Origin of the sequence: Streptomyces sp. NPDC093097, assembly GCF_044754325.1 — a bacterium.
Classification (GTDB): Bacteria; Actinomycetota; Actinomycetes; order Streptomycetales; family Streptomycetaceae; genus Streptomyces.
In genome coordinates this window covers 19067-44236 of sequence record NZ_JBIVOW010000003.1, presented here as the reverse complement: position 1 = coordinate 44236, position 25170 = coordinate 19067, and the positions used below count along the sequence as shown (strand labels likewise).

The following is a 25170-nucleotide window of genomic DNA, read 5'->3' as shown; positions in this document are numbered from 1 at the left end:
CCCGAGCCCGTACGGACGAGGGGCCCGGCACGGGAGGGGCACCCGGCACACGAGGGAGAGGACGCTCATGGCGCAGGACACCAGAGCCCCGGCCGTTCCCGGTGCGGACCGCTCCCGGCGGACGGTCCTCGTCGCGATCGGCGCGCTGCTCCTCGGCATGCTCATCGCGGCACTCGATCAGACCATCGTCGCCACCGCGCTGCCCACCATCGTCAGCGACCTCGGCGGCCTGAACCACCTCTCCTGGGTGGTCACCGCCTATCTGCTGGCGTCCACCGCGGCCACGCCCCTGTGGGGCAAGCTCGGCGACCAGTACGGCCGCAAGAAGCTCTTCCAGGCCGCCATCGTGATCTTCCTCGTCGGCTCGGTGCTCTGCGGTATCGCGCAGAACATGGGGCAGCTGATCGGCTTCCGGGCCCTCCAGGGCCTGGGCGGCGGCGGTCTGATCGTGCTGTCGATGGCGATCGTCGGGGACATCGTGCCGCCCCGTGAACGCGGCCGCTACCAGGGGCTGTTCGGCGCCGTGTTCGGCGGCGCCAGCGTCCTGGGGCCGCTGCTCGGCGGCCTCTTCGTCGACCACCTCAGCTGGCGCTGGGTCTTCTACATCAACGTCCCCATCGGCATGATCGCGCTCGCCGTCATCGCCGCCGTCCTGCACATCCCGGCCCGCCGCACCCCGCACCGCATCGACTACCTGGGCACCGCCCTGATCGCCTCGGTCGCCGCCTGCCTGGTCCTGATGACCTCGCTCGGCGGCGTCAGCTACCCGTGGGCCTCCTGGCAGACCGCGCTGCTGGCCGGACTCGGCGCGGTGCTGCTCCTCGCCTTCGTCCTCGTCGAGCGCCGGGCCGCGGAACCGGTCATCCCGCTGCGCCTGTTCGCCCTGCGCACCTTCTCCCTCTGCGCGGTCATCGGCTTCGTGATCGGCTTCGCGATGTTCGGTTCGATGACGTACCTGCCGACGTTCCTCCAGGTCGTCCACCGGGTCTCGCCGACCATGTCCGGGGTGCACATGCTGCCGATGGTGCTCGGCATGCTGCTGTCCTCGACCGCCTCCGGCCAGATCGTCTCCCGTACCGGCCGCTACAAGGTCTTCCCCCTCGCCGGCACCGCCGTGGTCGTCGTCGGCCTGCTGCTCCTGCACCAGCTCGACCCGACCAGCGGCGTCGCCCTGACGAGCACCTACTTCTTCGTCTTCGGCTTCGGCCTCGGCCTGGTCATGCAGGTGCTGGTGCTGATCGTGCAGAACGCCGTCGCCTACGAGGACCTGGGGGTGGCCACCTCGGGCGCCACCTTCTTCCGCTCCATCGGCGCCTCGTTCGGCGTCTCCCTCTTCGGCACGATCTTCGCCAGCCGGCTCGGCCCGCGGATCGCCGACGCCCTGGCCGGCCAGCCGATGCCGCCCGGCGTCTCGCCGTCGACGATCGCCCAGGACCCGCGCACGCTCGCCAAGCTGCCGCCCGCCCAGGCCGGCGGCGTCCTCGCCGCCTACTCCACCTCCATCACCGACGTCTTCCTCTACGCGGTCCCGCTCGTCCTGGTCGCGTTCGTGCTGGCCTGGTTCCTCAAGGAGGAGCCGCTGCGCGGCAGCGTCACCGCCCCCGACACCAGCGAGGTGCTCTGCTCCAACCCCGTGCAACGGTCCTCCCGCGAGGAGGTCGCCCGCGCACTGTCCAAGCTCGGCAGCGCGGCCGGCCGCAAGGACGTCTACGAGAAGATCACCGCCCGCGCCGGCCTGGACCTCAAACCGGCCGCCAGCTGGCTGCTGCTGCGCATCCAGCGCTGCGGGACGGTGGAGCCGGCGCTGCTCGCCGAACGCACCCGGGTGCCGCTCGGGGTGATCACCGAGGGCGTCCGCCAGATCGAGGAGCGCCGGCTGGCCGCGCGCGAGGGGCTGTTGCTGCTCCTCACCGATCAGGGCCGGGAGGTCGCGGAGCGGCTCTCACGGGCCCGTCAGGAGTCGCTGGCGGAGCTGCTGGGCGACTGGTGGACCAAGGACCGGCCCACCGATCTCACCGAGCTCGTCCGGGAGTTGACCGCGGAGCTCTCCGGCTCCGACGAGGAGGAGCCGGGCAACGGCGACGCCCGCCGGCCGATGCCGCGAAGCCCGGTCCGCACCCGGTCCCCGCAGCCCCCGGACCTCACCAAGTAGCCGGTCGGACGGACCCGTTGGGGCTCGTCCCGCTCGCCGCCGGCTCCAGCTGCTTCTCGAAGAAGATCTCCGCGTAGGGGTCGTCGTGGTGGTACGGGGCGATCTCCCGGTAGCCGTGCCGCCGGTACAGGGCGATGGCCTCCGTCAGGTCCCGCCGGGTGTCCAGCCGGATGCGCTCGGCGCCCAGCCGGGCCGCGGCCGCATGCGCGGCGCGCAGCAGCGCGCCCGCGGCGCCCAGACCACGGCTGTCGGGCCGCACGAACACCTGCTTCAACTCGGCGGTCCGGGCGTCCATCAGCCGCGTCCCCGCGCAGCCGGCCGGCTCACCGTCGCGCCGGGCCACCAGCAGTACCCCGTGCGGCGGCGCCAGCGCGTCGAGCGGATATTCGGCCACCCCCTCGTCGATCTCCTGCGGAGTCGAGCGCCGCCCCTCGTGCAGCGCGTAGTAGCGGTCGGCCACGTCGGTGTAGTACTCCCGCAGCAGGCCGCGGGCCACCGCCGAACCAGCCGGCTCGGCGGTGATCGACCAGGAGAGGGCAGCAGAGGCGCACATGGCGCCATTCTCCCGGCGCCGGGCCCGCACCCCGCAAGCGATTTTGCCCGCCCCGAGGGCCGCGGCGGCCCGGCAACCGGCCGACTACTCCGCGGACTTGGGCGCGGCCTGCTGCACGACCTCGAAGGACCACAGGTTCGAGCCGGTGGCGGCGGGCTTGGGCCGCTCGCCGCCCTCGCCGCCGTGCTGGTGGGCGGCCTTCATCGGCCCCTCCATCCACGCCTGGAACGACGCCTCGTCGCGCCAGCGGGTGTAGACGAGGTACTGGTCGGTGCCCTCGACGGGGCGCAGCAGCTCGAACCACTCGAAGCCGTCCGCCGCATCGACGGTTCCGGCCCGGGAGGCGAAGCGCTTCTCAAGGACCTCCCGCTGCTCGGCGGGGACGGTCAGCACATTGATCTTGACGATGCTCATGGGCCCATCGTGCCGTACGGCCCCCGGGGCCACCGCCCGGGGCTCGCCCCGTAAGAGGAACGGCCGGCCGCCGGGACCTGGAGAGGTCCGGCGGCCGGCCGTTGCCGGGAGGTGCGGGGCGGATCAGTGTGCCGTGGCCGCCTGGGTCAGCCGGCGGGCCTCGGCCTCGGTTTCGACCGCGGGCGGGGAGCCGGGGAGCGGCTTGCGGGCGGTCTCGGACATCAGGAGGACCGCGATGCCGCCGATCACGGCGGCCGCCATCATGTAGTAGGCGGGCATCATCTTGTTGCCGGTCGCGCCGATCAGGGCGGTGACCACCAGCGGGGTGGTGCCGCCGAAGAGCGACACCGAGATGTTGAACGCGATCGACAGCGAGCCGTAGCGGACCTTGGTCGGGAAGAGCGCGGGCAGCGCCGAGGGCATCGCGGCGGTGAAGCACACCAGCAGCAGGCCGAGCGCGCCGAGGCCGAGCGCGATGGCGGCCAGCGAGCCCTGCCGGATCAGCAGCATCGCCGGCACCGACAGCACCAGGAAGCCCACGCAGCCGGTGGCGATGACCGGGCGCCGGCCGAACCGGTCGGACAGCTTGCCCACGAACGGCTGGGCGCACATCATCGCGACCATGACGGCCAGGATGACCAACAGGCCGTGCGTCTCGTCGTACTTGAGCTCCGAGGTGAGGTAACTCGGCATGTACGACAGCAGCATGTAGTCGGTGACGTTGAAGACCAGGACCAGGCCGACGCAGAGCAGCATCGCGCGCCACTGGCCGAAGACCATCTGGCGCAGGCCGATGCGCTTCTCGGCCTCGCGGCGCGCCTTCTCCTTGGCGTGCGCCTCCTTCTCCAACCGGGCGAAGGCCGGGGTCTCTTCGAGCCGCATCCGCAGGTAGAGGCCGATGACGCCCATCGGGCCGGCTATCAGGAACGGGATCCGCCAGCCCCAGGAGTGCAGGTCGTCGGTGGACAGCAGCGCGGTCATCAGGGTGACCAGGCCGGCGCCGCCGACGTAGCCGGCGAGGGTGCCGAACTCCAGCCAGCTGCCGAGGAATCCGCGCTTCTTGTCGGGCGCGTACTCGGCGATGAAGGTGGAGGCGCCGCCGTACTCACCGCCGGTGGAGAAGCCCTGCACCAGGCGGGCGACGAGCAGCAGGATCGGTGCGCCGACGCCGATCGTGGCGTACGACGGGATCAGGCCGATGGCGAAGGTGCCCACGGCCATCATGATCATGGTGATGGCGAGGACCTTCTGGCGGCCGATGCGGTCGCCGAGCGGGCCGAAGAACATCCCGCCGAGCGGGCGCACCAGGAACGCCGCGGCGAAGGTGCCGAAGGTCGAGAGCAGCTGCGCGGTCGGGTTCCCGGACGGGAAGAAGACATGGCCGAGGGTGACCGCGATGTAGCTGTAGACGCCGAAGTCGAACCACTCCATCGCGTTGCCGAGGGCGGCCGCCGACACTGCGCGCTTGACCATCGCCGGTTCGACGACGGTGACCTCGCCTGAGGACTGCGGTCGGGGGGCTTCCTGCTTCGGCTCCGGGGTCGCGTCGGCGTTCCGGCCGACGCCGGTACCGGGCCCGGACGCTAGGGGGGACTTCGTCGGCACGTGCTCGCTCGCCTGCGCTCTCTGGGACGACTACAAGGACCTGCACCGCCATGGCGTGACGGGGCGAGGGACGACCATACGGGCAGACCGGGCCATCACGGACAGTGTGCGGCTGACCGCGCAGTCGCCCGCCTACCCGCTCCTCGCTGGGCAAACGTACGTATCCGAACTATTTTCCGGAGCCGGTGTCTGTGACCCATGTCGCGGGGATCGACTGCAACCGCGGCGGGATCGTGGCGTGCGTCACGCGGGCGGGCGGCGGTCCCGGACGTGCTCGGCCGCCTGCGGAAACGCAGGGGGAACGGCGGATACGGGGCCCGCGGAAGGGAGCGGACACGGGACCGCATACGGAAACGGCGCGGTGGTGCGTGCAGCCCCACCGCGCCGAAGGATCGTCGCGTCCCTCCAGGATCGGCCACCGCCAGGCGCCCCGCCACTTGGACGGCAGCGGCGGCGTCCGCCTCAGGGCATCCATGCCTCGTACGACATCACCTGGCCCGCGGTGATCCGGAAGTCGGGCAGGTCCTTGGTGAAGGTGATCTCCGTGCCGAGGAGTTGGCCGGTGTGCGGATCGAGGATCACCATCTGGCGGGTGGCGTCCGCGGCGTCCGTGGCGCCGCCCCCTCCGTCGTGCACGAACGCCAGGCCGCGCCGGCCCAGCCGGTCGGTGACCGCGCCGGCCGGCCGCAGCTCCCCGGTGTCCGCCAGCAGCCGCACGATGGCCGCGGTCTCCCGGAGGCCCGGCGTCCACTCCTGACGGAACGAGGAGAGCGCCATCAGCAGCCGCGGGACGGCCGCCGCACCGCCCTCGTCGTCGCCGGCCGCCCCGTAGAGGGAGGTGAGCAGCGCGCGCAGCGCCTTGGGGTCGGTCGGCGGCCGGGTCCGGGCGGCGAGGCCGTCGTGTGCCGCGCCCGAACCGGGCGGGTAGGTCGCGCGGTGCAGCACCTTCCCGTCGCTGACGGTCCGCCAGTGGCCGTCGTCGTCGTGGATGACCGGCCGGCCCGGGTGCCGGGGGTCGGTGGCCATGACCAGTTCGGAGCCGCTGCCGTCGCCGTTCCAGCGGGTGATCCGCTCCTCGGGGACGGTCACCGGGGGCGCCGCGTCCGGCCCGGTCCCCATGGACAGGCTCCAGCTCTGGAGGTGGCTGCCGCGCCGCGGCCCGTCCCCGGGGCCGGCCGTCCGGGCCCGCTCCGCGGCGATGCGGGCCAGCGCGTCCAGCGAGGGGGCGGGCGCCTCGGTGCGCAGCACCAGCGCGGCGGGCGCCGCGACGGCCGTGCTGCTGCCGGCCTCGCTGAGGGTGAAGGCGAGCACCGCGACCAGCGCCAGTACGGCCGCCTCGGCGCGCAGCACCAGGCGGCGCCGGGCCCGCCGGGTGCGGGTGCTGTGCAGCAGGCGGTTGAGGCCGCGCTCCGCGGTGGCGTCCAGCGGGCGGTCCCGCCAGCGGCCTTCGCCGGCCGGCACCGGGTTGGCCGCGCGCAGCAGCTGAAGTTCGTCACTCATGGCCGTCGCCTCCTCCTCGTACGGACACCGTGGTCCGGGTACGGTCGATCTCCGCGCGCAGGCGGCGCCGGGCCCGGTGCAGCCGCATGGCCGCCGCGCTCCGGCCGCAGCCGAGGACCACTGCCAGCTCCTCGACGCTCAGTTCCTCCCAGGCGGTCAGCCGCAGCACCTCCTGGTCGGTGTCCGAGAGCCGGTCCAGCGCCTCGTGCACCCAGGAACCGGGCTGCTCGGTGTCCGGGCTTGCCACCGTCTGCCGGCCGTGCGCCGCCTCGTGGTTGCCGAGCCGGTGCAGCAGCCGCCGGTAGCGGCCCATCCCGCGCACCGTGTTGGCCAGGCAGTTCCGGGCCACCCCGTACAGCCAGGGCAGCGGCGGATCGGGGAGTTCGGTGCGCCGCCGCCACGCTATGGAGAAGACGTCCGCCACCACCTCCTCGACCTCGTGTGCCGGGGCGTCCAGCCGCCGCGCCACGAAGCGGCTGACCGCCCAGTAGTGCGCGCGATAGGCCTCGGCGAAGGCGTCGTCCGTGCTCATGAAACCCCTGTGTCCGGCACCGCCCCGATCGTCACACCCCTCCCACGTGACTCATCGCACGGGCCCCCACCGGCCGTTCCGGGCCGTCGGCGGTGACGATCGGCGGGCAGGCGGACACCAACGGGACATGAAGCTCCCCGCAATGTCGTCCCCGGCGGACGGGGCCGCGGCGCAGCGGTCCGCCGCCGTGCGGCCCGCCCCGCCGCGGAACCCGGTGAAGTGGCTGACGACCACCGACCACAAGACCATCGGCACGATGTACCTGGTGACCGCCTTCGCCTTCTTCTGCGTCGGCGGTGTGCTGGCGCTGCTGATGCGCGCCGAACTGGCCAGGCCAGGGCACCAGTTGATGTCGAACGAGCAGTTCAACCAGGCGTTCACGATGCACGGCACGATCATGCTGCTGATGTTCGCGACGCCGCTGTTCGCCGGTTTCGCGAACTGGATGATGCCGCTCCAGATCGGCGCGCCCGATGTGGCGTTCCCGCGGCTGAACATGCTCGCCTACTGGTTCTACCTCTTCGGTTCGCTGATCGCGGTGGGGGGCTTCCTCACCCCGCAAGGGGCCGCGGACTTCGGCTGGTTCGCCTATGCGCCGCTGTCGGGCGCCGTCAACTCGCCCGGTGTCGGTGCCGACATGTGGATCATGGGCCTGGCCCTCTCCGGCTTCGGCACCATCCTCGGCGCGGTCAACTTCATCACCACCATCATCTGCATGCGCGCCCCCGGCATGACGATGTTCCGGATGCCGATCTTCACCTGGAACGTGCTGCTGACCGGTGTGCTGGTCCTGCTCGCCTTCCCGGTGCTGGCCGCCGCGCTCTTCGCCCTGGAGGCGGACCGCAAGTTCGGAGCCCATGTCTTCGACGCGGCAAATGGCGGTGCATTGCTCTGGCAGCACCTCTTCTGGTTCTTCGGGCATCCGGAGGTGTACATCATCGCCCTGCCGTTCTTCGGCATCATTTCCGAGGTCATTCCGGTCTTCTCCCGGAAGCCGATGTTCGGTTACATCGGTCTGATCGCCGCGACGATTTCCATCGCCGGCCTTTCGGTGACGGTCTGGGCGCACCACATGTACGTGACGGGCGGCGTGCTGTTGCCGTTCTTCTCCTTCATGACGTTCCTGATCGCCGTGCCGACCGGTGTGAAGTTCTTCAACTGGATCGGCACGATGTGGAAGGGCTCGCTGTCCTTCGAGACGCCGATGCTCTGGGCGATCGGCTTCCTGATCACCTTCGTCTTCGGTGGTCTGACCGGCGTCATCCTGGCGTCGCCGCCGATGGACTTCCACATCTCCGACTCGTACTTCGTGGTGGCCCACTTCCACTACGTCGTCTTCGGCACGGTCGTCTTCGCGATGTTCGCCGGATTCCACTTCTGGTGGCCGAAGTTCACCGGCAAGATGCTCGACGAGCGGCTGGGGAAAATCACCTTCTGGACGCTGTTCGTCGGCTTCCACGGCACGTTCCTGGTCCAGCACTGGCTGGGCGCCGAGGGCATGGCGCGCCGTATTCCCGACTATCTCGCCGCCGACGGTTTCACCGCTCTGAACACCGTCTCGACCATCTTCTCGTTCGTGCTCGGCCTGTCGATCCTGCCGTTCTTCTACAACGTCTGGAAGACCGCCAAGTACGGCGAGAAGATCGAGGTGGACGACCCGTGGGGGTGGGGCCGTTCGCTGGAGTGGGCCACGTCCTGCCCGCCGCCGCGGCACAACTTCGTCTCCCTGCCGCGTATCCGCACCGAATCCCCGGCGTTCGACCTGCACCACCCGGACGTCGCGGCCACGAACGAGGTGTGAGGGAACCCCATGGCTGAGGAGACCGGTAGGGGCGAGGACGTCCGGATGGCCGAGGCGATCAACGAGATCGAGGGCTTCCTGCTGTGGGAGGCGGAGCGGGAGCAGGCCCGCACCCGGGCGGAGGAGTTCTGCGCCCGGCTGCCCTGGCTCACCGCCTCGCAGCGGGAGGACGTCGCGGCGCACTACTGCCGCGAGCAGCGCGAACAGTCCCGCTCCTATCTGGAGCGCATCGCGGTCCGCAGCGCCGCGCTGCGGACCGAGTACGAGGGCGCCTATCGCGCGCTGCGCCGCCGGATGGTGGTCGCGCTGCTGGGCATCGGCGTCCTGGAGGTGCTCGCCGTGGCGGTGTTCTCCTTCACCGGTAGCGCACCCGGAGTTCCTTGACCCCGTTGAGCCAGGCGGAGCGCAGCCGTCGCGGGTCGCCGACCAGGGAGATCCCGGGCATGGCGTCCGCGATGGCCTGGAAGATCAGGTCGATCTCCAGGACGGCCAGCGACTTGCCCAGGCAGAAGTGCGGTCCGCCGCCGCCGAAGCCCAGGTGGGGGTTGGGGTCGCGGGTGATGTCGAAGACCTCGGGGCGGTCGAAGACCGAAGGGTCGTGGTTGGCGGAGGAGTAGAAGATCCCCACCCGCTGGCCCTTCTTGATCCGCGCGCCGCCCAGTTCGGTGTCCTGGGTCGCGGTCCGCTGGAAGGAGACCACCGGGGTCGCCCACCGCACGATCTCCTCGGCCGCGGTCGCCGGGCGCTCGCGCCGGTAGAGCTCCCACTGCTCGGGGTGGGTGAGGAAGGCGTGCATACCGTGGGTGATGGCGTTGCGGGTGGTCTCGTTGCCGGCCACCGCCAGCAGCAGCACGAAGAACCCGAACTCGTCCGAGCCGAGGTTCCCTTCGTGCTCGGCGGCCACCAGCCGGCTGACGATGTCGCCGGCCGGGCACTGCTTGCGGGCCGAGGCGAGGTTCATCGCGTACGAGATCAGCTCCATGGCCGCGTTGGCGCCGACCTCCTCGGTGATCGCCAGCTCCGGGTCGTCGTAGGCGATCATCTTGTTCGACCAGTCGAAGATCCGGGCCCGGTCCTCCTGCGGGATGCCGATGAGCTCCGCGATCGCCTGGAGGGGGAGCTCGCAGGCGATGTCGGTGACGAAGTCGCCGGAGCCGCTGCGCCGGGCCTCGGCGACGATGTGCTCGGCCCGTCGGCGCAGCGCCTCCGTAAGCGCCCGTACGGCCCGCGGGGTGAAGCCGCGCTGCACGATCTGCCGGACCCGGGTGTGCTCCGGCGGGTCCATGTTCAGCATGATCAGCTTCTGGACCTCGATCTGGTCGCGGGAGATCCCCGGGTTGAAGCGGATGATCGAGGTGTTGAGGTTGGCCGAGAAGACCTCCGGTTTGGTGGAGACCTCCTTGACGTCCTGGTGGCGGGTGACGACCCAGTAGCCGTCGTCGCCGAAGCCGGCGAGGCCGTGCGGCTGGGCGTTCCACCACACCGGCGCGGTCCGGCGCAGCAGGGCGAACTCCGGGAGCGGGACCCGGGACTGGTAGACGTCGGGATCGGTGAAGTCGAACCCGTCGGGCAGCGCGGGGCAGTGCATTGGCGACTCCTGGTCCAGCCGGCGGCGAACGCCCTGATGGGCCGCCACCCTAACGCGTCTGACGAACTATCAGATACAGGTCGCGGTGAAGGTAGCCAGGCGTTCGGCAAGTGGCAAGGCTCACGGCAACACCTCTTGCGCACAAGGCCGTTGCCGCCCTCTTGCGCCGCGCCGGGCGGCTCATGAGACTGGTCGCAGAACTAGAACGCGTACTAGTTCTTCCCTCCGTGGGCGCCCCCGTCGCCCGCGGACGCGAGGAGAGGACGAGTTGAGTCATGCCCGCCGAACCCGTCATCGTCGAAGCCGTACGGACCCCCATCGGCAAGCGCCACGGCGCGCTCGCCAACCTCCACCCCGCCTATCTCCTGGGTGAGACGTACCGCGAACTCCTCGCCCGCACCGGCATCCAGCCCGACTGCGTCGAACAGGTCGTCGGCGGCACCGTCACCCATGCCGGTGAACAGTCCATGAACCCCGCCCGCAACGCCTGGCTCGCCATGGGCCTCCCCTACGAGACCGCGGCCACCACCGTCGACTGCCAGTGCGGCTCCTCGCAGCAGGCCAACCACATGATCGCCAACATGATCGCCGGCGGTGTCATCGACGTCGGCATCGGCTGCGGCGTCGAGGCGATGTCCCGCGTCCCGCTCGGCAGCGGCTCCAAGCACGGCCCCGGCAAGCCCTGGCCCGACGAGTGGAACGTGGACCTGCCCAACCAGTTCGAGGCCGCCGAGCGCATCGCCCGCCACCGCGGTCTGACCCGCGAGAACGTCGACGCGCTGGGCCTGATCTCCCAGGAACGCGCCGCCGCCGCCTGGGCCGAGGAGCGCTTCAAACGGGAGACCTTCGCCGTCCAGGTGCCCACCACCGAGGACGAGCAGACCGCGGGCCAGGGCATGTGGCGGCTGGTCGACCGCGACGAGGGACTGCGCGACACCAGCATGGAGGCGCTGGGCCGGCTCAAGCCGGTGATGCCCACCGCGGTCCACACCGCCGGCAACTCCTCGCAGATCTCCGACGGCGCCGCCGCGCTGCTGTGGGCCTCCAAGAAGATGGCCCGCGCCCTCCGCCTCACCCCGCGCGCCCGCATCGTCGCCCAGGCCCTCGTCGGCTCCGACCCGCACTTCCACCTCGACGGGCCGATCGACGCCACCCGCGCCGTCCTGGGCAAGGCCGGCATGTCCCTCAAGGACATCGACCTCGTCGAGATCAACGAGGCGTTCGCCTCCGTCGTGCTGTCCTGGACCCGGGTCTTCGACCAGGACCTCACGAAGGTCAACGTCAACGGCGGCGCCATCGCCCTGGGCCACCCCGTCGGCGCCACCGGCGCCCGCCTGATCACCAGCGCCCTGCACGAACTGGAGCGCCGCGACAAGGAGTTCGCGCTGATCACCATGTGCGCCGGCGGGGCCCAGGCGACCGCGACGATCATCCAGCGGCTGTAGCCGCCCCGTATCCCGGCCCGCCCCCGCCGGAGCCGTCAGGATCCGCCCGGCGGACCGGACGGCGCGGTGAACGCCACCGGCGCCTCGAACGCGGCCCGGCGGGTGGCCCGGCGCAGCGCCCTGAGCACCGTCCCGCCGAGGGTGAGCGTGAGCACGACCGTGACCGCCGCCCGCGGCAGATCCCACCCCAGCGACGTGGCCAGGCAGTACGCCAGGAAGCGCGGCAGGTTGGCGGAGAGCGGGTCACCGGGCACGAAGGAGACCCCCGACCCCAGTCCGCCGATGTACGGCCACCCCTGGAGGTTCATCACCAGTCCGTAGGCGACCGACGCCACCGCGCCGTACCCGGCCAGCAGTGCCAACTCGCGGCGTCCGCGCCATCGTTCGGCCCCGGGCAGCAGCCCGGCGCCCATCGCCACCCACCCCATCGACAGCATCTGGAACGGCATCCACGGGCCCACACCACCGGTCAGCAGCGCCGACGCGAACATCGACACCGACCCCAGCACAAACCCGAACCCCGGCCCGAGCACCCGCCCCGAGAGCACCATCAGGAAGAACATCGGCTCGATGCCCGCGGTGCCCGCACCCAACGGCCGCAGGGCCGCCCCCGCCGCGGCCAGCACCCCCAGCATGGCGATCGCCTTCGCGTCCAGACCGGGGCTGCCCCCGCCCGCGGCCGGGGAGGCGTCCGCGATGCTCGCCACCACCACCGCCAGCAGCAGCGGCAGCAGCGCGGCGAACAGCCACGGCGCGTCCTGCGAATGCGCCAGCCCCGACCCCGAACCGGCCAGCAGCGGCCATCCGAAGGCCACCACCCCGATCGCCGACACCAGGCACAGCGCCACCACCGACCGCGGCCCGAGCCGGACCGCCCGCACCCGCCCGGCCGCCGCCGTCATGCCGGCGCCCCTTCCAGCGCACGGGCCACCTGCGACACCGTCAGCCACGGCAGCGGCGCCAGCACCTTGGCCACCTGCGGGGCGAAGGCGGGGGAGGAGACCACCACGTCCTCGGTCGGACCGTCGGCGACCACCTCCCCGTCCGCCAGGATCACCACCCGGTGGGCCAGTTCGGCCGCCAACTCCACGTCATGCGTGGCCAGTACGCACGCCTGCCCCTCGGCGGCCAGGCCCCGCACCACCTCGACCAGCCGGGCCTTGGCCGCGTAGTCCAGACCCCGGGTGGGCTCGTCGAGCAGCAGCAGCGGCGGCCGCGCGGCCAGCACCACCGCGAGCGCCAGCGCCAGCCGCTGCCCCTCGGACAGATCGCGCGGATGCGCCGATCCCCGCACCCCCGGCAGCAGCCGGGACACCAGCTCCCGGCACCGCCCCTCGGGCGCGTTCGCGTCCCGGTCCGCGGCCGTGCACTCCGCCGCCACCGTGTCCGCCGACAGCAGATCGCGCGGGTCCTGCGGCACCAGTCCGACCCGGCGCAGCAGATCCCGCGGCCGCGTGCGGTGCGGCACGGCGCCGCCCACCCGCACCGAGCCCGACGACGGCTGGTGCATCCCCACCAGCGTGCGCAGCAACGTCGACTTGCCCGCCCCGTTACGGCCCATCAACGCGACCGTCTCACCGGGCCGCACGGTCAGTCCGACACCCTGAAGCACCGGTGTCCGGCCCCGGCGGACGCCCAGCCCCTCGACCACGGCGACCGGTTCGGTCTCCGACGCCGGCCGCTGTGCCGGTCCGGCCGGCGGCACCGCCGCCAGCCGCTCCCGCAGCGCGGCCGCCTTGCGACGGGCGTCGCGCACCGACAGCGGCAGCGGCGACCAGCCGGCCAACCGCCCCAGTTCCACCACCGGCGGCCGGACCGGGGAGGCGGCCATCATGCCCGCCGGATCACCCATCACCGGCGCCGCGCCCGGCCCCGGCAGCAGGATGACCTGGTCCGCGTACTGCACCACCCGCTCCAGCCGGTGCTCGGCCATCAGCACCGTCGTCCCCAGGTCGTGGACCAGCCGCTGCAACACCGCCAGCACCTCCTCGGCGGCCGCCGGGTCCAGCGCCGACGTCGGCTCGTCCAGGACCAGCACCTTCGGGTGGGCGGTGAGCACCGAACCGATCGCCACCCGCTGCATCTGCCCGCCCGACAGCGTGCCGATCGCCCGGTCCCGCAGCTCGGCCAGGCCCAGCAGGTCCAGCGTCTCCTCGACCCGGCGCCGCATCACGTCCGGCGCCAGCCCCAGCGACTCCATGCCGTACGCCAGCTCGTCCTCGACGGTGTCGGTGACGAAGTGCGCCAGCGGGTCCTGGCCCACCGTCCCGACCACATCGGCCAGTTCACGCGGCGGATGGGTACGGGTGTCCCGCCCGTCGACCGTCACCCGGCCGTGCAGGGTGCCGCCGGTGAAGTGCGGCACCAGCCCGCACACGGCGTTGAGCAGGGTAGACTTGCCGACCCCCGACGGACCGACGAGGAGGCACAACTCCCCCTCGGCCACGGTCAGATCCACCCCTTGGACGGCCGGTTCGCCGGCCTCCCCGTAGGTGACCGAGACCTGCTCGAAGCGGATCATCGGGCGTGCTCCTTCGTCAACGGATCGGGATCGGGACCGCGGCGGGCCCCCAAGCGGCGGGCCGGCCGGCCGCCCGGCGCCGGATCGCCGGCCCGCGCCGGCGCCGCGCCCGGTCCGGGAGCCGGTGCGGCCACCGCGGGCACCAGTCCCACCAGCACCGACAGCGCCGGCCACAGCGGCAGTACCGGCGCGGTCAACGGCACCGCCGGCGGATGCAGCGCGTCCGGCGCATAGCCGTTCGCCGCGATCATCAGCGCCGCGACGGCCACCCCCGAACCGGCCACCCACCAGGCCCGCGCCCCCCAGGGCTCGGGCCGGTAGCGGGTGCGCACCGACCGGCGGCCGCCCAGCCACAACCCGGCCAGCGCCGCCGCCAGTCCGGCCGCGAGTAGCGGCAGCCCGTAGCCGCCACCGGCGTCCCCGAGCAGTCCGTATGTGCCCGCGCACACCCCGAGCAGCCCGCCCAGCGTCAGCACCGACGTCAGCCGCCGCACCGCGGGCGGCACCTGCGCCGTCCGGCCGTAGCCCCGGGCGTCCATGGCGGCGGCCAGCGCCACCGAACGCTCCAGTGCGCCCTCCAGCACCGGCACCCCGACCTGCAACAGGGCCTTCGCCCCACGGTCCGGACGGCCGCGCAGCCGGCGCGCCGCGCGCAGCCGCTGCACATCCGCCACCAGGTTCGGTGCGAACGTCATGGCGACCACCACCGCCACGCCCGCCTCATACAGCGCACCGGGCAGCGACTTCAGCAGCCGTGCCGGGTTGGCCAGCGCATTGGCCGCCCCCACACAGATCAGCAACGCGGCCAGCTTCCCCCCGTCGTAGAGCGCGAAGAGCATCCCCTCCGCGGTCACCCGGCCGCCGATCCGCACCCCCTTCGCCCAGTCCGGAAGCGGGAGTTCCGGCAGCGTCACCAGGGTGTGCGTCCCCGGGATCGGCGAACCCAGCACAAACGCGAACACCAGCCGGATGCCCAGCACCACCAGCCCCAGCTTGACGAACGCCCCGTACGACCGGGCCCACGGCGCATCCGTCCGCCGCACCGCCACGACATAGCCGGCCACTCCCACCAGCAGCCCCAGCAGCAGCGGGTTGGTGGTGCGCGAGGCGGCCGTGGCCAGGCCGAGCGCCCACACCCACCAGGCGCCGGCGTGCAGTGCCGTACCGCGGGTGGCCCGCGGGACGCTCATCCGCGCCGCCGGCGTGCCTGCCACACCCCGGCCGCGCCCAGCACCACCACGACACCGATCCCGGCGACCAGCCCGGCCGACGGCCCTCCGCCGCCCGGCGCGTCCGCCGCTCCGCTCCCGGGCTTCTCCTCGCTCCCGGACGTCGCCTTCGCGCCGTCGACCTGCTCCGCGCAGCCCGACCGCGGATAGCCCGCGATCCCGCACAGCAGCGCACTGGCGTCGTACCGCAGCGGCTTCGCCACCGCCGCCAGCGCCTCGCCGGCCGGGGCGTCCGCCGGCACCCGGGCGCAGGCGGTCCGCTGCGCCGGCGGGTGCTCACCCGACGGCGCGTCCGCCGCGCCACCGAAGTCGATCACCACACCGATCCGCTTGGCGCCGGCCCGGGCGGGGGTCCGGTCGCACAGCGCGCCGAAGTCCGGGGCGGTGCGCGGGGTGGCGGCCTTGGCGGAGTCCGCGCTCACCGTGAAGCGGAAACCCACCACGGCGCCGTCGGCCGGCCGTGCGGTGCCGGGTCCCTCCGTGGCGTACGCCCACGCGCCGGCCTTGCCGCCGGCCGCGGCCGGCCCGCCGTCCCAGAACGACCAGTACCGGTACTCCTGCGCCTGCGCGGGCCCGGCCCCGAGGCCGGCCACCGCGCCCGCCAGCACCAGCGCCCCGACGGCCCGCCGCAGCCCGCGGCGCCCCGTGCGGTTCCGCCTCACAGCGCGGTCTTGCTCTTGTTGCGGCCGCTGATCAGGAAGCCGGCGCCGGCGCCGATGGCCAGCCCGATGCCGATCACCCACCACACGCCGATGCCGCCGTCGGCGCCGCTGTCCCGGGCGTCCTTCTCGGCGGCCGACGACGGCGCGCCGCTGCCGGCCGGCTTGGGCCCGGTGGCGTCGAGCGCGGCCACCAGGTCGGTGCCGCCGAAGGCGCGCGGGTCGGCGCCGGTGGCATGCGCGGCGAAGATCAGCTGGGCGTAGGCCGCCGGGCCGCCCTGCTTCGCCCAGTCCGCGGCGTTCTTCTCCAGCCACGCCAGCGGCTTCTGCGCGGCCGCACCGTGCGAACCGGCCGCCAGCGCGACCACCGCATCGGCGGTGTTGCCGACGTCCGGCTGGTCCTCGGCACCGGGCATCGCGGACTTCAGATGCTGCCCGCCGGCGTCCAGCTGCCCGACCAGCCAGCCGGCGCCGGCGTCCGCGACGGCGTTCCGGTCGTCCGCGCCGTCCTCGCCCTTCTCGCAGCTCAGCGGCTTGATCGCGCGGTCCGCCGACTTCCCGGCGGGCGCCACGACGAAGCCCTTGCCCAGCGCGCCGGTGACCGCGGCGGCGGTCGCGTCGGCGTTCGCCGCGGCGTTCTTCAGCTGGAAGGTGAACGCCCCGCGCTCGCCCTCCTTCGCCTCGCACCCCAGCCGGAACCCCAGCAACGCGTCGTACGGCGACTTGCCGCCCTGCGCCGTCACCGACTCCGGCTTCTCGCCCGCCGCGGCGAGCGCGCCGATCACCACGGCCGTGGAGTTGGCGTCACTGACCTCGCCGCCCTGGCCGCCGGGCATCGAGCTCCAGCCGCCGTCCTTGTGCTGCACGGACGTAAGCCACCGCACGGCCTTCTGCACGGCCTCGCCGTGCCCGCCGACCGCGGCCAGCGCCTGCACCGCGGCGGCGGTCTGGTTGGTGTCCCGCAGGGTGCCGGCCTCGCACGCCGTGCCCGGATCGGCCCGGTACGCCGTAAACGCCCCGTCGGCGCACTGCTGCCCCGCCAGCCAGTCCACGGCGGACGCCGCCGGCCGCACCCCCACCGTGTGCTGCGCCAGCAGCGCCGTCGACTGCCGCCACACGCCGTCGTACTGCGGGTCCTTGCTGCCGTACAGCCCCTTGGGGAGCTGCTTTCCGGTCGCCGGGCCGGCGGCGTACGCGGCGGGCGCTGCGGCGGTGGCCAGCACGGCGGCACTCGCCATGGCGGCCAGCGCCGTGGCGGCGCGGCGCGGCCGGGGTGCGGCGGCGGGGTGCGGCTGCGGGGCGGGTGCCTGGGGGGCCATGCGGGCCATCGGATGGGTGCCTCTCGGGTCGGTCGGAGTCGCGGCGGCTACGAAGCCGAGCCGCGCTCGGGCGACCGTCCGCGCAGCACCTCGGGGGTGCTGTGCGGTGGCACCGGGCTCAGCTCCGTATACCTCGACGGTGCCGCGCACCGGCCGTCCGCGGGGGCGGCGGGTCCGGTGGCGGGAGCCTTGGTCGTGCCCCCTCGGGTGCTCCGGCTCATGCGGTCGCGTCGTCGCGCGGCCGCACTCACGGTTGCGGGTCAGCGCCGGATTTCCACCGGCTTCCCCCGATCGGGTACGGATGAAGTTGTCCCGCACACCTTAACGCTCCGCCTGCCGCCACCGGACGGCGTCGGGGGAACCCACCGGCCGACCAAGATCCCTTGACTGGGGCGGGTGCCGGAGGCATGGGCTGTCGGCGCCGGGAGGGGCCGGCGCGGCCTCGGCCTCCCTGCGGAGGTCCGGCGGAATACCCCCTAAACCGCCACGTAACGCACCGGGTCCGCCCCCGCCACCGGCTCCGCATGGCCCCGTTTGACCAGGTGGCGGAGGTGGGCCTCGGCCTCGGAGACGGCGATGGTGCGGGAGGCGTGCGGAATCTGCTCCCAGGGGCGGTTCCACTGCATGGACGTGGCGAGCTGCCAGGCGGTGAGCGGTTCGTGGAGCAGCGCGCGGAGGTCGGCAAGGCGCTCCTCGTGGTGGGCGAGCAGCTCCCGGACGCGGGCGGCCGCGTCCGGGAAGGCGTACTGGTGCGCCGGCAGCACCTCCGCCGGCGCGAGGCGGGCGATGCGCGCGAGGGAGTCGAGGTAGTCGCCGAGCGGGTCGCCCCGGTCGAGCAGGTCGGGCGCCTCCTCGTCGGGGTCCTCGTAGAGCCCGATGTGCGGGGTGATGCCGGGGAGGAGGTGGTCCCCGGAGAAGAGCCGGCCGAAGCCCGGGCGGCCGTCGGCGACGGGGTGGGTCTCCTCCAGGTGGAGGCAGACGTGCCCGGGGGTGTGGCCCGGTGTCCAGATCGCGCGGATCCGGCGGCCGGGGAGGTCCAGGAGCTCGCCGGGGGCGATGTCCCGGTCGGGCAGCGCGGGTTGCCGCCCGGCCGAGGTCCGTCCGCGCCGGGCGGCCCGTAAGGGGGCGAGGTGCTGCTCCGGCGCCCCGGCCGCGGTGAGCTTGGCGACGAGGTAGTCGAGCCACTGGCCCGGTACCGCCTCGCGGGTGCGCCGGACCAGCGCGGTGTCCGCGGCGTGCAGGGCGATCCAGGCGCCGGAGGTCTCCCGCACCGTCGCGGAGAGGCCGTGGTGGTCGGGATGGTGGTGGGTGATCACCACGCCGTGGATGTCGGCGGGGGCGAAGCCGCAGGCGGTGATGCCGGCGGTGAGGGTGTCCCAGGAGTCCGGGTCGTCCCAGCCGGTGTCGATGAGCACCGGACCGCGGTCGGTCTCCAGGAGGTGGACGAGGGTGTGGCCGAGGGGGTTGTCCGGTATCGGGACGGCGATGCTCCACACCCCGCCCCGGTGGTCGATCACCTGCGGTGCCATCGGTCCCGCCCCCTCCCGCGCCGTCGTCGGCTCAACTGTAGGGGAATGCGCGGAAACGAGAACCTGTTTCACGCGGGCCCCAACCCTTCTTGGTGCGTGCGGAGTTGGGATTATCGGCCGCGCAGCGGATTTCGTGGCGCGGTGGCGCGGGTCCCGCGGCAAGGGGCCGTGGACTCCGCGGCGGCGAACTGGTATCAGTTCTGGAAAGCGACTTCTGATGAAGCGTCAGAAATGCTTCCGGACGTCGGAGACCGTCGAGACCGTCGGGAGGCGGCAGCGATGAGCGACCTCGTCGAGTACGGAAAGCTCTATATAGGCGGTGAGTTGGTCGACCCGGCCGGCCCGGACACCATCGAGGTCGTCTCGCCGCACACCGAACGGGTCATCGGCCGGGTGCCGCACGCCGCGCGGGCCGACGTCGACCGGGCGGTGGCGGCGGCCCGCGCGTCCTTCGAGGCCGGGGTGTGGGCGAACGCGCCGCTGGCGGAGCGGATCGCCGTGGTGGGCCGGATCAAGGACGCGTTCGCGGTGCGCAGCGAGGAGTTCGCGCGGGTCATCGGCGCGCAGAACGGGACGCCGGTCACCGCGGGCGTCATGGTGCAGTCGCTGGCCGCGATGCTGGTCTGGGACGCGGCGCTCACGGTGGCGCGGGAGTTCGTGTTCGAGGAGCGGCGGGCCGGGGTGCTGGGGCCGCTGCTGGTGCGCCGGGAGCCGGTGGGTGTGGTCGCGGCCGTGGTGCCGTGGAACGTCCCGCAGTTCACCGCGGCCGCCAAGCTCGCGCCGGCGCTGCTGGCCGGGTGCTCGGTGGTGCTGAAGGTCTCGCCGGAGACGCCGTTGGACGCGTATCTGCTCGCCGAGATCGCCTCGGAGGCGGGGCTGCCGGAGGGGGTGCTGTCGATCCTGCCGGCCGACCGGGAGGTGAGCGAGTACCTGGTCGGGCACCCGGACGTGGACAAGGTGTCGTTCACCGGGTCGGTGGCGGCGGGGAAGCGGGTGATGGAGGTCGCGGCCCGCAACCTCACACGCGTCACGCTGGAGTTGGGCGGCAAGTCCGCCGCGGTGATCCTCCCGGACGCGGATCTGGACGCGGCGGTCGCCGGGATCACGCCGTTCGCCTGGATGATCAACGGGCAGGCGTGCGTGGCGCAGACCCGGATCCTGGCTCCGCGCAGCCGCTACGACGAGATCGCCGAGCGGTTCGCGGCGGCGGCGGGGGCGCTGACCGTCGGCGACCCGCTGGACCCGGCCACCGAGATCGGCCCGCTGGTCGCCCGGCGTCAGCAGCAACGGTCCCTGGACTACATCGCGTTGGGGCAGAAGGAGGGCGCCGCGCTGCTGGCCGGCGGCGGGCGGCCGGCGGGGCAGCCGACGGGGTGGTACGTCGAGCCCACGCTCTTCGGCGAGGTCGACAACGGGATGCGGATCGCCCGTGAGGAGATCTTCGGTCCGGTGATCTGCCTGCTGCCGTACGGGGACGAGGAGGAGGCGGTGCGGATCGCAGGCGACTCCGAGTACGGGCTGTCCGGGTCGGTGTGGACCGCGGACACCGAGCACGGCGTCGAGATCGCCCGGCGGGTGCGGACCGGGACGTACTCGGTGAACACCTTCAGCATCGACATGCTCGGGCCGTTCGGCGGCTACAAGAACTCCGGTATCGGGCGGGAGTTCGGGCCCGAGGGATTCGGCGCCTACCTGGAGCACAAGATGATCCACCTGCCGGCGGGTGCGTGATGGCGGAGCGCTGGCGGGTGGCGGTGGACCGGCGGGTCTGCATCGGCTCGGGGCTGTGCGCCGGGACCGCGCCGGAGCGGTTCCGGCTGGACGCGGCGCGGCAGTCGCATCCCGTCGAACCGGAGACGGAGGCCGCCGAGGGCGTGCTGGCGGCGGCCGAGGCGTGCCCGGTGGAGGCGATCGCGATCAGCGAGGCCGGGAGCGGGGAGGCGGTGTTCCCGCCGGAGGAGTGAGCGGGGGAGCGAGGGGGTGGCTCGGGCCCGTAGGGGGTGGGGTGGCTGGGCCCTTAGGGGTCGGGAGGCCCCCTTGCGGGCCAACTACCCACCCGGGAGGGGAGGTTATGCGGACGGCGGCAGGCGGTCCGGCGTCCGTCCCGGCGTCGTGAGGTCGATCAGCCGGCAGACCGTCTCGATGTCGATCTTCACCTGGGCGATCGAGGCGCGACCGGACAGCCAGGTGATCAGCGCCGAGTGCCAGGTGTGCTCGATGACCCGGACCGCGGAGAGCTGTTCCGGGGTGGGCGGGCCGTCCAGTCCGATCGCGTCGAGGATGATCGTGGTGGTCAGCCGGGAGACGGTGTCCACCTCGGGGCTGACGGACCGGTCGGCGAAGGTCAGCGCGCGCACCATCGCGTCGGCCAGGTGGGGTTCGCGCTGGAGGGCGCGGAAGGCCCGCATCAGGGTCTGCGCGACCCGGGCGCCGGGGTCCTCCTCCGACGGGGGGCGCTTGCGCAGCGTCTCGTGCATGCGCTGGAGCTGGTCCTGCATGGTGGCGACGAGCAGGTGCACCTTGGACGGGAAGTAGCGGTAGAGGGTGCCGAGCGCGACCCCGGAGCACTCGGCGACCTCGCGCATCTGGACGGCGTCGAAGCCGCCGCGGCCGGCCAGTTTGGCGCTGGTGTGCAGGATGCGGCGGCGCCGGGCCTCCTGACGTTCGGTCAGGGGAGGACTCGCCGGAAGCGCCGGCCTGGCCGCCTTGGGTTCCGTAGTCATGTGTCCCATTCCGTGGCTTTCCGTCCGCGATGCGGTGCGCGCCGGTGGTGTGATCGGCACAGCATGGCAGGGGCCGTGCCGTGGCGCGAATCACCTGGCGTGGCTCTTTTCGCTCTCTTCCCGGCCGGTAGATTCACAACTCGGTGAACTGATCAGTAGCTATTCAGTTCTGAAACTTGTTCTAGATTACCGCCAGCGGTTACGCTCCGGCGAAAGTCCAGTGAGAAGGGGGCCGTGCGTGACCGCAGAGGCCGTCCAGGCAGCCGCGCCCCGCCCGGCGGAGACCCCCTCGGCCTCCGCCCCGACGGACCGTGAGGGTCCCCTGCGGATCGCCATGCTCACGTACAAGGGCAACCCCTTCTGCGGCGGTCAGGGCGTCTATGTCCGCCACCTCTCGCGCGAACTGGCCCGGCTCGGCCACACCGTCGAGGTGATCGGCGCGCAGCCCTACCCCGTCCTCGACGAGGGCGTGACGCTCACCGAGCTGCCCAGCCTCGACCTCTACCGCCAGCCCGACCCGTTCCGCACCCCGGGGCGCGAGGAGTACCGCGACTGGGTCGACGCCGTCGAGGTCGGCACGATGTGGACCGGCGGCTTCCCCGAACCGCTGACCTTCTCGCTGCGCGCCCGGCGCCATCTGGCCGCCCGCCGCGGCCGGTTCGACGTGGTCCACGACAACCAGACCCTCGGCTACGGCCTGCTCGGCGGGCCCGGCGCGCTCGGCGCCCCGCTGGTCACCACGATCCACCACCCCATCACCGTCGACCGGCGGCTCGACCTGGCCGCCGCGCAGGACTGGAAGCGGCGCGCCTCGGTCCGCCGCTGGTACGGCTTCACGCGGATGCAGAAGCGGGTGGCCCGGCGGCTGCCGTCGGTGCTGACCGTCTCCGGCTCCTCCCGCCAGGAGATCGTCGAGGACCTCGGCGTCCGCCCCGGCCGGATCCACGTCGTGCCGATCGGCGCCGACACCGACCTGTTCTCCCCGGACCCGTCCGTCCCGGAGGTACCCGGCCGGATCGTCACCACCTCCAGCGCGGACGTCCCCCTCAAGGGGCTGATCCACCTCGTCGAGGCGCTGGCCAAGGTGCGTACCGAACGGCCCGACGCCCACCTCGTCGTGGTCGGCAAGCGGGCCGACGACGGGCCGGTCGCCGCCGCCATCGCGCGGCTCGGCCTGTCCGGCGCCATCGAGTTCGTCAAGGGCATCAGCGACGCCGAACTCGTCGACCTGGTGCGCGGCGCGCAGATCGCCTGCGTGCCCTCCCTCTACGAGGGCTTCTCGCTGCCCGCCGCCGAGGCGATGGCCACCGGGACCCCGCTGCTGGCCACCACCGGCGGCGCCATCCCCGAGGTCGCCGGGCCGGACGGCGAGACCTGCCTCGCGGTGCCGCCGGGCGACGCCGGGGCGCTCGCCGCCGGGCTGCTGCGGCTGCTGGGCGACGAGGGGCTCCGCAACCGGCTGGGCGCCGCCGGCCGGGAGCGGGTGCTGGCCCGCTTCACCTGGCGGCAGGCCGCCCTCGGCACCGCCGAGCGCTACCGCGAGGCCATCGCCCGCCAGGCGGACCGCCCCACCACCGCGCCGGCCGCCGGCCGCCGGTGACCCCCGCCATGTCGTCCTCCCCCAGCCCACGCCGCACCTCACCCCGCCCCTGACCGCCGGACGAAAGCGTAAACGCCGTGCTGACCGTCGACTTTTCCCGATTCCCGCTCGCTCCCGGCGACCGCGTACTCGACCTGGGCTGTGGCGCCGGCCGGCACGCCTTCGAGTGCTACCGGCGGGGCGCGCAGGTCGTCGCCCTGGACCGGAACGGCGAGGAGATCCGCGAGGTCGCCAAGTGGTTCGCCGCGATGAAGGAGGCCGGCGAGGCCCCGGCCGGCGCCACCGCCACCGCGATGGAGGGCGACGCGCTGGCGCTGCCCTTCCCCGACGCCAGCTTCGACGTCGTGATCATCTCCGAGGTGATGGAGCACATACCGGACGACAAGGGCGTGCTCGCCGAGATGGTGCGGGTGCTGCGCCCCGGCGGCCGGATCGCGGTGACCGTGCCGCGCTACGGCCCGGAGAAGATCTGCTGGGCGCTCAGCGACGCCTACCACGAGGTCGAGGGCGGCCACATCCGCATCTACCGCGGTGACGAACTCCTCGACAAGATGCGCCAGGCGGGCCTGGAGCCGTACGGCACCCACCACGCGCACGGGCTGCACAGCCCCTACTGGTGGCTCAAGTGCGCCTTCGGCGTGGACAACGACCAGGCGCTGCCGGTCAAGGCGTACCACAAGCTGCTGGTCTGGGACATCATGAAGAAGCCGCTGGCCACCCGGCTCGCCGAGCAGGCCCTCAACCCCGTCATCGGCAAGAGCTTCGTCGCCTACGCCACCAAGCCGCAGCTGCCCGAGGCGGCGGCGCAGCCCGCGCCCAAGGCCGCCGCCCGGCGCACCCGGTCCACCAAGCCCGCCGCCCGCGGGGCCGCCAAGTGACGACTCCCGGGCGCACCGAACGGCTCGTCCTGCCGGGGGTGCTCACCGCCGAACAGGCCGCCGACACGGTCGCCGGCATCCTGGCGACCCAGCGCACCGACGGCGCCATCCCCTGGTTCCGGGGCCACCACCTCGACCCGTGGGACCACACCGAGGCCGCCATGGCGCTGGACGCGGCCGGCGAGCACGAGCGGGCCGAGGCCGCCTACGACTGGCTGGTCCGCCACCAGCAGCCCGACGGCTCCTGGTTCGCCGCCTATGCCGACGGGGACGCCGGCGCCCCCACCGACCGCGGCCGGGAGACCAACTTCTGCGCCTACCTCGCGGTCGGGGCCTGGCACCACTACCTCTCCACCGGGGACGAGGCGTTCCTGGACCGGATGTGGCCGGCGGTCCACGCGGCGATCGAGTACGTACTGGAACTCCAGCAGCCCGGCGGCGCGATCGGCTGGAAGCGCGAGGACGACGGCACGCCCGTCCGCGACGCGCTGCTGACCGGCTCGTCCTCCGTCTACCAGGCGCTGCGCTGCGCCCTGGCGCTGGCCGAGCAGCGCGAGGAGCCGCAGCCCGACTGGGAGTTGGCCCTGGGCCGGCTCGGCCACGCGATACGCCACCACCCCGAGCGGTTCCTCGACAAGTCCCGCTACTCCATGGACTGGTACTACCCGGTGCTGGGCGGCGCGGTGCGCGGCCCGGCGGCCCGGGCGCGGATCGACGCGGAGTGGGACCGCTTCGTCGTCCCGGGGCTGGGCGTGCGCTGCGTGGTGCCCAACCCCTGGGTCACCGGCGGCGAGAGCGCCGAACTGGCGCTGACGCTCTGGGCGATGGGGGAGTCCGACCGGGCCGTGCTGATCCTGAAGTGGATCCAGCACCTGCGGGCCGAGAACGGCATGTACTGGACCGGCTATGTCTTCGAGGACGAGACGATATGGCCACGGGAGCTGACGTCCTGGACGGCCGGTTCGCTGCTGCTGGCGGTGTCCGCGCTGGGCGGTGACGAGGCGACCACCTCGGTGTTCGGCGGCGAGCGGCTCCCGGTGGGGCTGGCGCCGGACTGCTGCCGGTAGCCGGGCACCTCGGGGGCGCTCGGTACCGGCCACCCCCGGTTGGCCGTTTCCCGGT

Annotated in this window: 22 protein-coding genes and 1 riboswitch; of the genes, 9 read left to right on the top strand and 13 right to left on the bottom strand. The window is 73.1% G+C overall.

From position 1 onward, the window contains the following. Positions 1-67 precede the first annotated feature (67 nt). Positions 68-2152 (top strand): MFS transporter, encoded by a 2085-nt coding sequence (locus ACIQE0_RS05630; protein ID WP_366336965.1) that lies wholly within the window; start codon positions 68-70, stop codon positions 2150-2152. Here the strand turns inward: ACIQE0_RS05630 and ACIQE0_RS05625 are convergent. The 5 genes from ACIQE0_RS05625 to ACIQE0_RS05605 all read right to left on the bottom strand — a co-directional run bounded on the left by ACIQE0_RS05625 (position 2142) and on the right by ACIQE0_RS05605 (position 6756). Continuing rightward, the gene (locus tag ACIQE0_RS05625) at positions 2142-2705 is read right to left on the bottom strand and encodes a GNAT family N-acetyltransferase (protein WP_402329320.1); all 564 of its coding nucleotides are present in this window, start codon (positions 2703-2705) and stop codon (positions 2142-2144) included. The genes ACIQE0_RS05630 and ACIQE0_RS05625 overlap by 11 nt on opposite strands. Before the next feature lie 84 nt (positions 2706-2789). Beyond that, positions 2790-3119, bottom strand: a complete 330-nt coding sequence (locus tag ACIQE0_RS05620; protein WP_366336961.1) for an antibiotic biosynthesis monooxygenase — start codon at positions 3117-3119, stop codon at positions 2790-2792. Positions 3120-3242: 123 nt separating this feature from the next. Then, positions 3243-4724 (bottom strand): glycine betaine/L-proline transporter ProP, encoded by a 1482-nt coding sequence (proP, locus tag ACIQE0_RS05615; RefSeq protein ID WP_402329318.1) that lies wholly within the window; start codon positions 4722-4724, stop codon positions 3243-3245. Between the two features lie 462 nt (positions 4725-5186). Beyond that, positions 5187-6224: a CU044_5270 family protein gene (locus tag ACIQE0_RS05610; protein WP_402329316.1), complete on the bottom strand. Its 1038-nt coding sequence runs from the start codon at positions 6222-6224 to the stop codon at positions 5187-5189. Then, positions 6217-6756 carry a sigma-70 family RNA polymerase sigma factor gene (locus tag ACIQE0_RS05605; RefSeq protein WP_366336955.1) on the bottom strand — a complete coding sequence of 180 codons (540 nt, stop codon included), beginning with the start codon at positions 6754-6756 and terminating at the stop codon, positions 6217-6219. The genes ACIQE0_RS05610 and ACIQE0_RS05605 overlap by 8 nt, the downstream gene beginning before the upstream one ends. 127 nt (positions 6757-6883) lie before the next feature. On the opposite strand from ACIQE0_RS05605, the gene ctaD reads away from it, so the two are divergent. Next, the gene (gene ctaD / locus ACIQE0_RS05600; protein ID WP_402329314.1) at positions 6884-8557 is read left to right on the top strand and encodes a cytochrome c oxidase subunit I; all 1674 of its coding nucleotides are present in this window, start codon (positions 6884-6886) and stop codon (positions 8555-8557) included. A 9-nt stretch (positions 8558-8566) separates the two neighbouring features. Beyond that, positions 8567-8941, top strand: coding sequence for a hypothetical protein (locus ACIQE0_RS05595; protein WP_384099795.1), 375 nt, complete (start codon positions 8567-8569; stop codon positions 8939-8941). Here ACIQE0_RS05595 and ACIQE0_RS05590 read toward each other — a convergent pair. Then, entirely contained in the window at positions 8913-10145 is a 1233-nt protein-coding gene (locus ACIQE0_RS05590; RefSeq protein ID WP_402329311.1) for a cytochrome P450, read from the bottom strand. The two genes, ACIQE0_RS05595 and ACIQE0_RS05590, sit on opposite strands and share 29 nt — an antisense overlap. A 275-nt stretch (positions 10146-10420) precedes the next feature. Between ACIQE0_RS05590 and ACIQE0_RS05585 the strand changes: the two genes are divergently transcribed. Beyond that, the gene (locus ACIQE0_RS05585) at positions 10421-11590 is read left to right on the top strand and encodes a steroid 3-ketoacyl-CoA thiolase (RefSeq protein WP_366336949.1); all 1170 of its coding nucleotides are present in this window, start codon (positions 10421-10423) and stop codon (positions 11588-11590) included. 35 nt (positions 11591-11625) lie between these two features. Here ACIQE0_RS05585 and ACIQE0_RS05580 read toward each other — a convergent pair whose 3' ends face one another. From ACIQE0_RS05580 to ACIQE0_RS05555, 6 genes are all read right to left on the bottom strand, one after another. Next, on the bottom strand, positions 11626-12492 hold the full coding sequence (locus ACIQE0_RS05580) for an ECF transporter S component (protein WP_366336947.1): 867 nt from the start codon (positions 12490-12492) through the stop codon (positions 11626-11628). Next, on the bottom strand, positions 12489-14111 hold the full coding sequence (locus ACIQE0_RS05575; RefSeq protein ID WP_402329308.1) for an ABC transporter ATP-binding protein: 1623 nt from the start codon (positions 14109-14111) through the stop codon (positions 12489-12491). The genes ACIQE0_RS05580 and ACIQE0_RS05575 overlap by 4 nt, the downstream gene beginning before the upstream one ends. Next, a complete protein-coding gene (locus ACIQE0_RS05570; RefSeq protein ID WP_402329306.1) occupies positions 14108-15301 on the bottom strand; it encodes a CbiQ family ECF transporter T component in 1194 nt (397 codons plus the stop codon). Before ACIQE0_RS05570 ends, ACIQE0_RS05575 begins: the two co-directional genes overlap by 4 nt. Then, positions 15298-16002, bottom strand: a complete 705-nt coding sequence (locus ACIQE0_RS05565) for an SCO2322 family protein (RefSeq protein ID WP_402329304.1) — start codon at positions 16000-16002, stop codon at positions 15298-15300. Before ACIQE0_RS05565 ends, ACIQE0_RS05570 begins: the two co-directional genes overlap by 4 nt. Beyond that, positions 15999-17318: a prenyltransferase/squalene oxidase repeat-containing protein gene (locus tag ACIQE0_RS05560; RefSeq protein WP_402329303.1), complete on the bottom strand. Its 1320-nt coding sequence runs from the start codon at positions 17316-17318 to the stop codon at positions 15999-16001. The genes ACIQE0_RS05565 and ACIQE0_RS05560 overlap by 4 nt, the downstream gene beginning before the upstream one ends. A gap of 184 nt (positions 17319-17502) precedes the next feature. Next, a riboswitch (cobalamin riboswitch) is annotated at positions 17503-17643 on the bottom strand. A gap of 151 nt (positions 17644-17794) precedes the next feature. Beyond that, the gene (locus tag ACIQE0_RS05555) at positions 17795-18847 is read right to left on the bottom strand and encodes an MBL fold metallo-hydrolase (protein ID WP_402329301.1); all 1053 of its coding nucleotides are present in this window, start codon (positions 18845-18847) and stop codon (positions 17795-17797) included. A 279-nt stretch (positions 18848-19126) separates the two neighbouring features. Here ACIQE0_RS05555 and ACIQE0_RS05550 point away from each other — a divergent pair, with 279 nt between their 5' ends. Both ACIQE0_RS05550 and ACIQE0_RS05545 read left to right on the top strand, forming a co-directional pair. After that, a complete protein-coding gene (locus ACIQE0_RS05550) occupies positions 19127-20578 on the top strand; it encodes an aldehyde dehydrogenase (protein WP_402329299.1) in 1452 nt (483 codons plus the stop codon). Next, complete coding sequence (locus tag ACIQE0_RS05545; RefSeq protein ID WP_366336933.1) at positions 20578-20811, top strand: ferredoxin; 234 nt, start codon at positions 20578-20580, stop codon at positions 20809-20811. Before ACIQE0_RS05550 ends, ACIQE0_RS05545 begins: the two co-directional genes overlap by 1 nt. A gap of 105 nt (positions 20812-20916) precedes the next feature. On the opposite strand, the gene ACIQE0_RS05540 is transcribed toward ACIQE0_RS05545, so the two are convergent. Continuing rightward, positions 20917-21570, bottom strand: coding sequence for a TetR family transcriptional regulator (locus ACIQE0_RS05540; protein ID WP_366336931.1), 654 nt, complete (start codon positions 21568-21570; stop codon positions 20917-20919). A 238-nt stretch (positions 21571-21808) separates the two neighbouring features. Here ACIQE0_RS05540 and ACIQE0_RS05535 point away from each other — a divergent pair, with 238 nt between their 5' ends. The 3 genes from ACIQE0_RS05535 to ACIQE0_RS05525 all read left to right on the top strand — a co-directional run bounded on the left by ACIQE0_RS05535 (position 21809) and on the right by ACIQE0_RS05525 (position 25115). Continuing rightward, positions 21809-23170 carry a glycosyltransferase family 4 protein gene (locus ACIQE0_RS05535; RefSeq protein ID WP_402329296.1) on the top strand — a complete coding sequence of 454 codons (1362 nt, stop codon included), beginning with the start codon at positions 21809-21811 and terminating at the stop codon, positions 23168-23170. A 77-nt stretch (positions 23171-23247) separates the two neighbouring features. After that, complete coding sequence (locus ACIQE0_RS05530) at positions 23248-24048, top strand: class I SAM-dependent methyltransferase (protein ID WP_366336927.1); 801 nt, start codon at positions 23248-23250, stop codon at positions 24046-24048. Beyond that, on the top strand, positions 24045-25115 hold the full coding sequence (locus tag ACIQE0_RS05525; protein WP_366336925.1) for a prenyltransferase: 1071 nt from the start codon (positions 24045-24047) through the stop codon (positions 25113-25115). The genes ACIQE0_RS05530 and ACIQE0_RS05525 overlap by 4 nt, the downstream gene beginning before the upstream one ends. Positions 25116-25170: the final 55 nt, after the last annotated feature.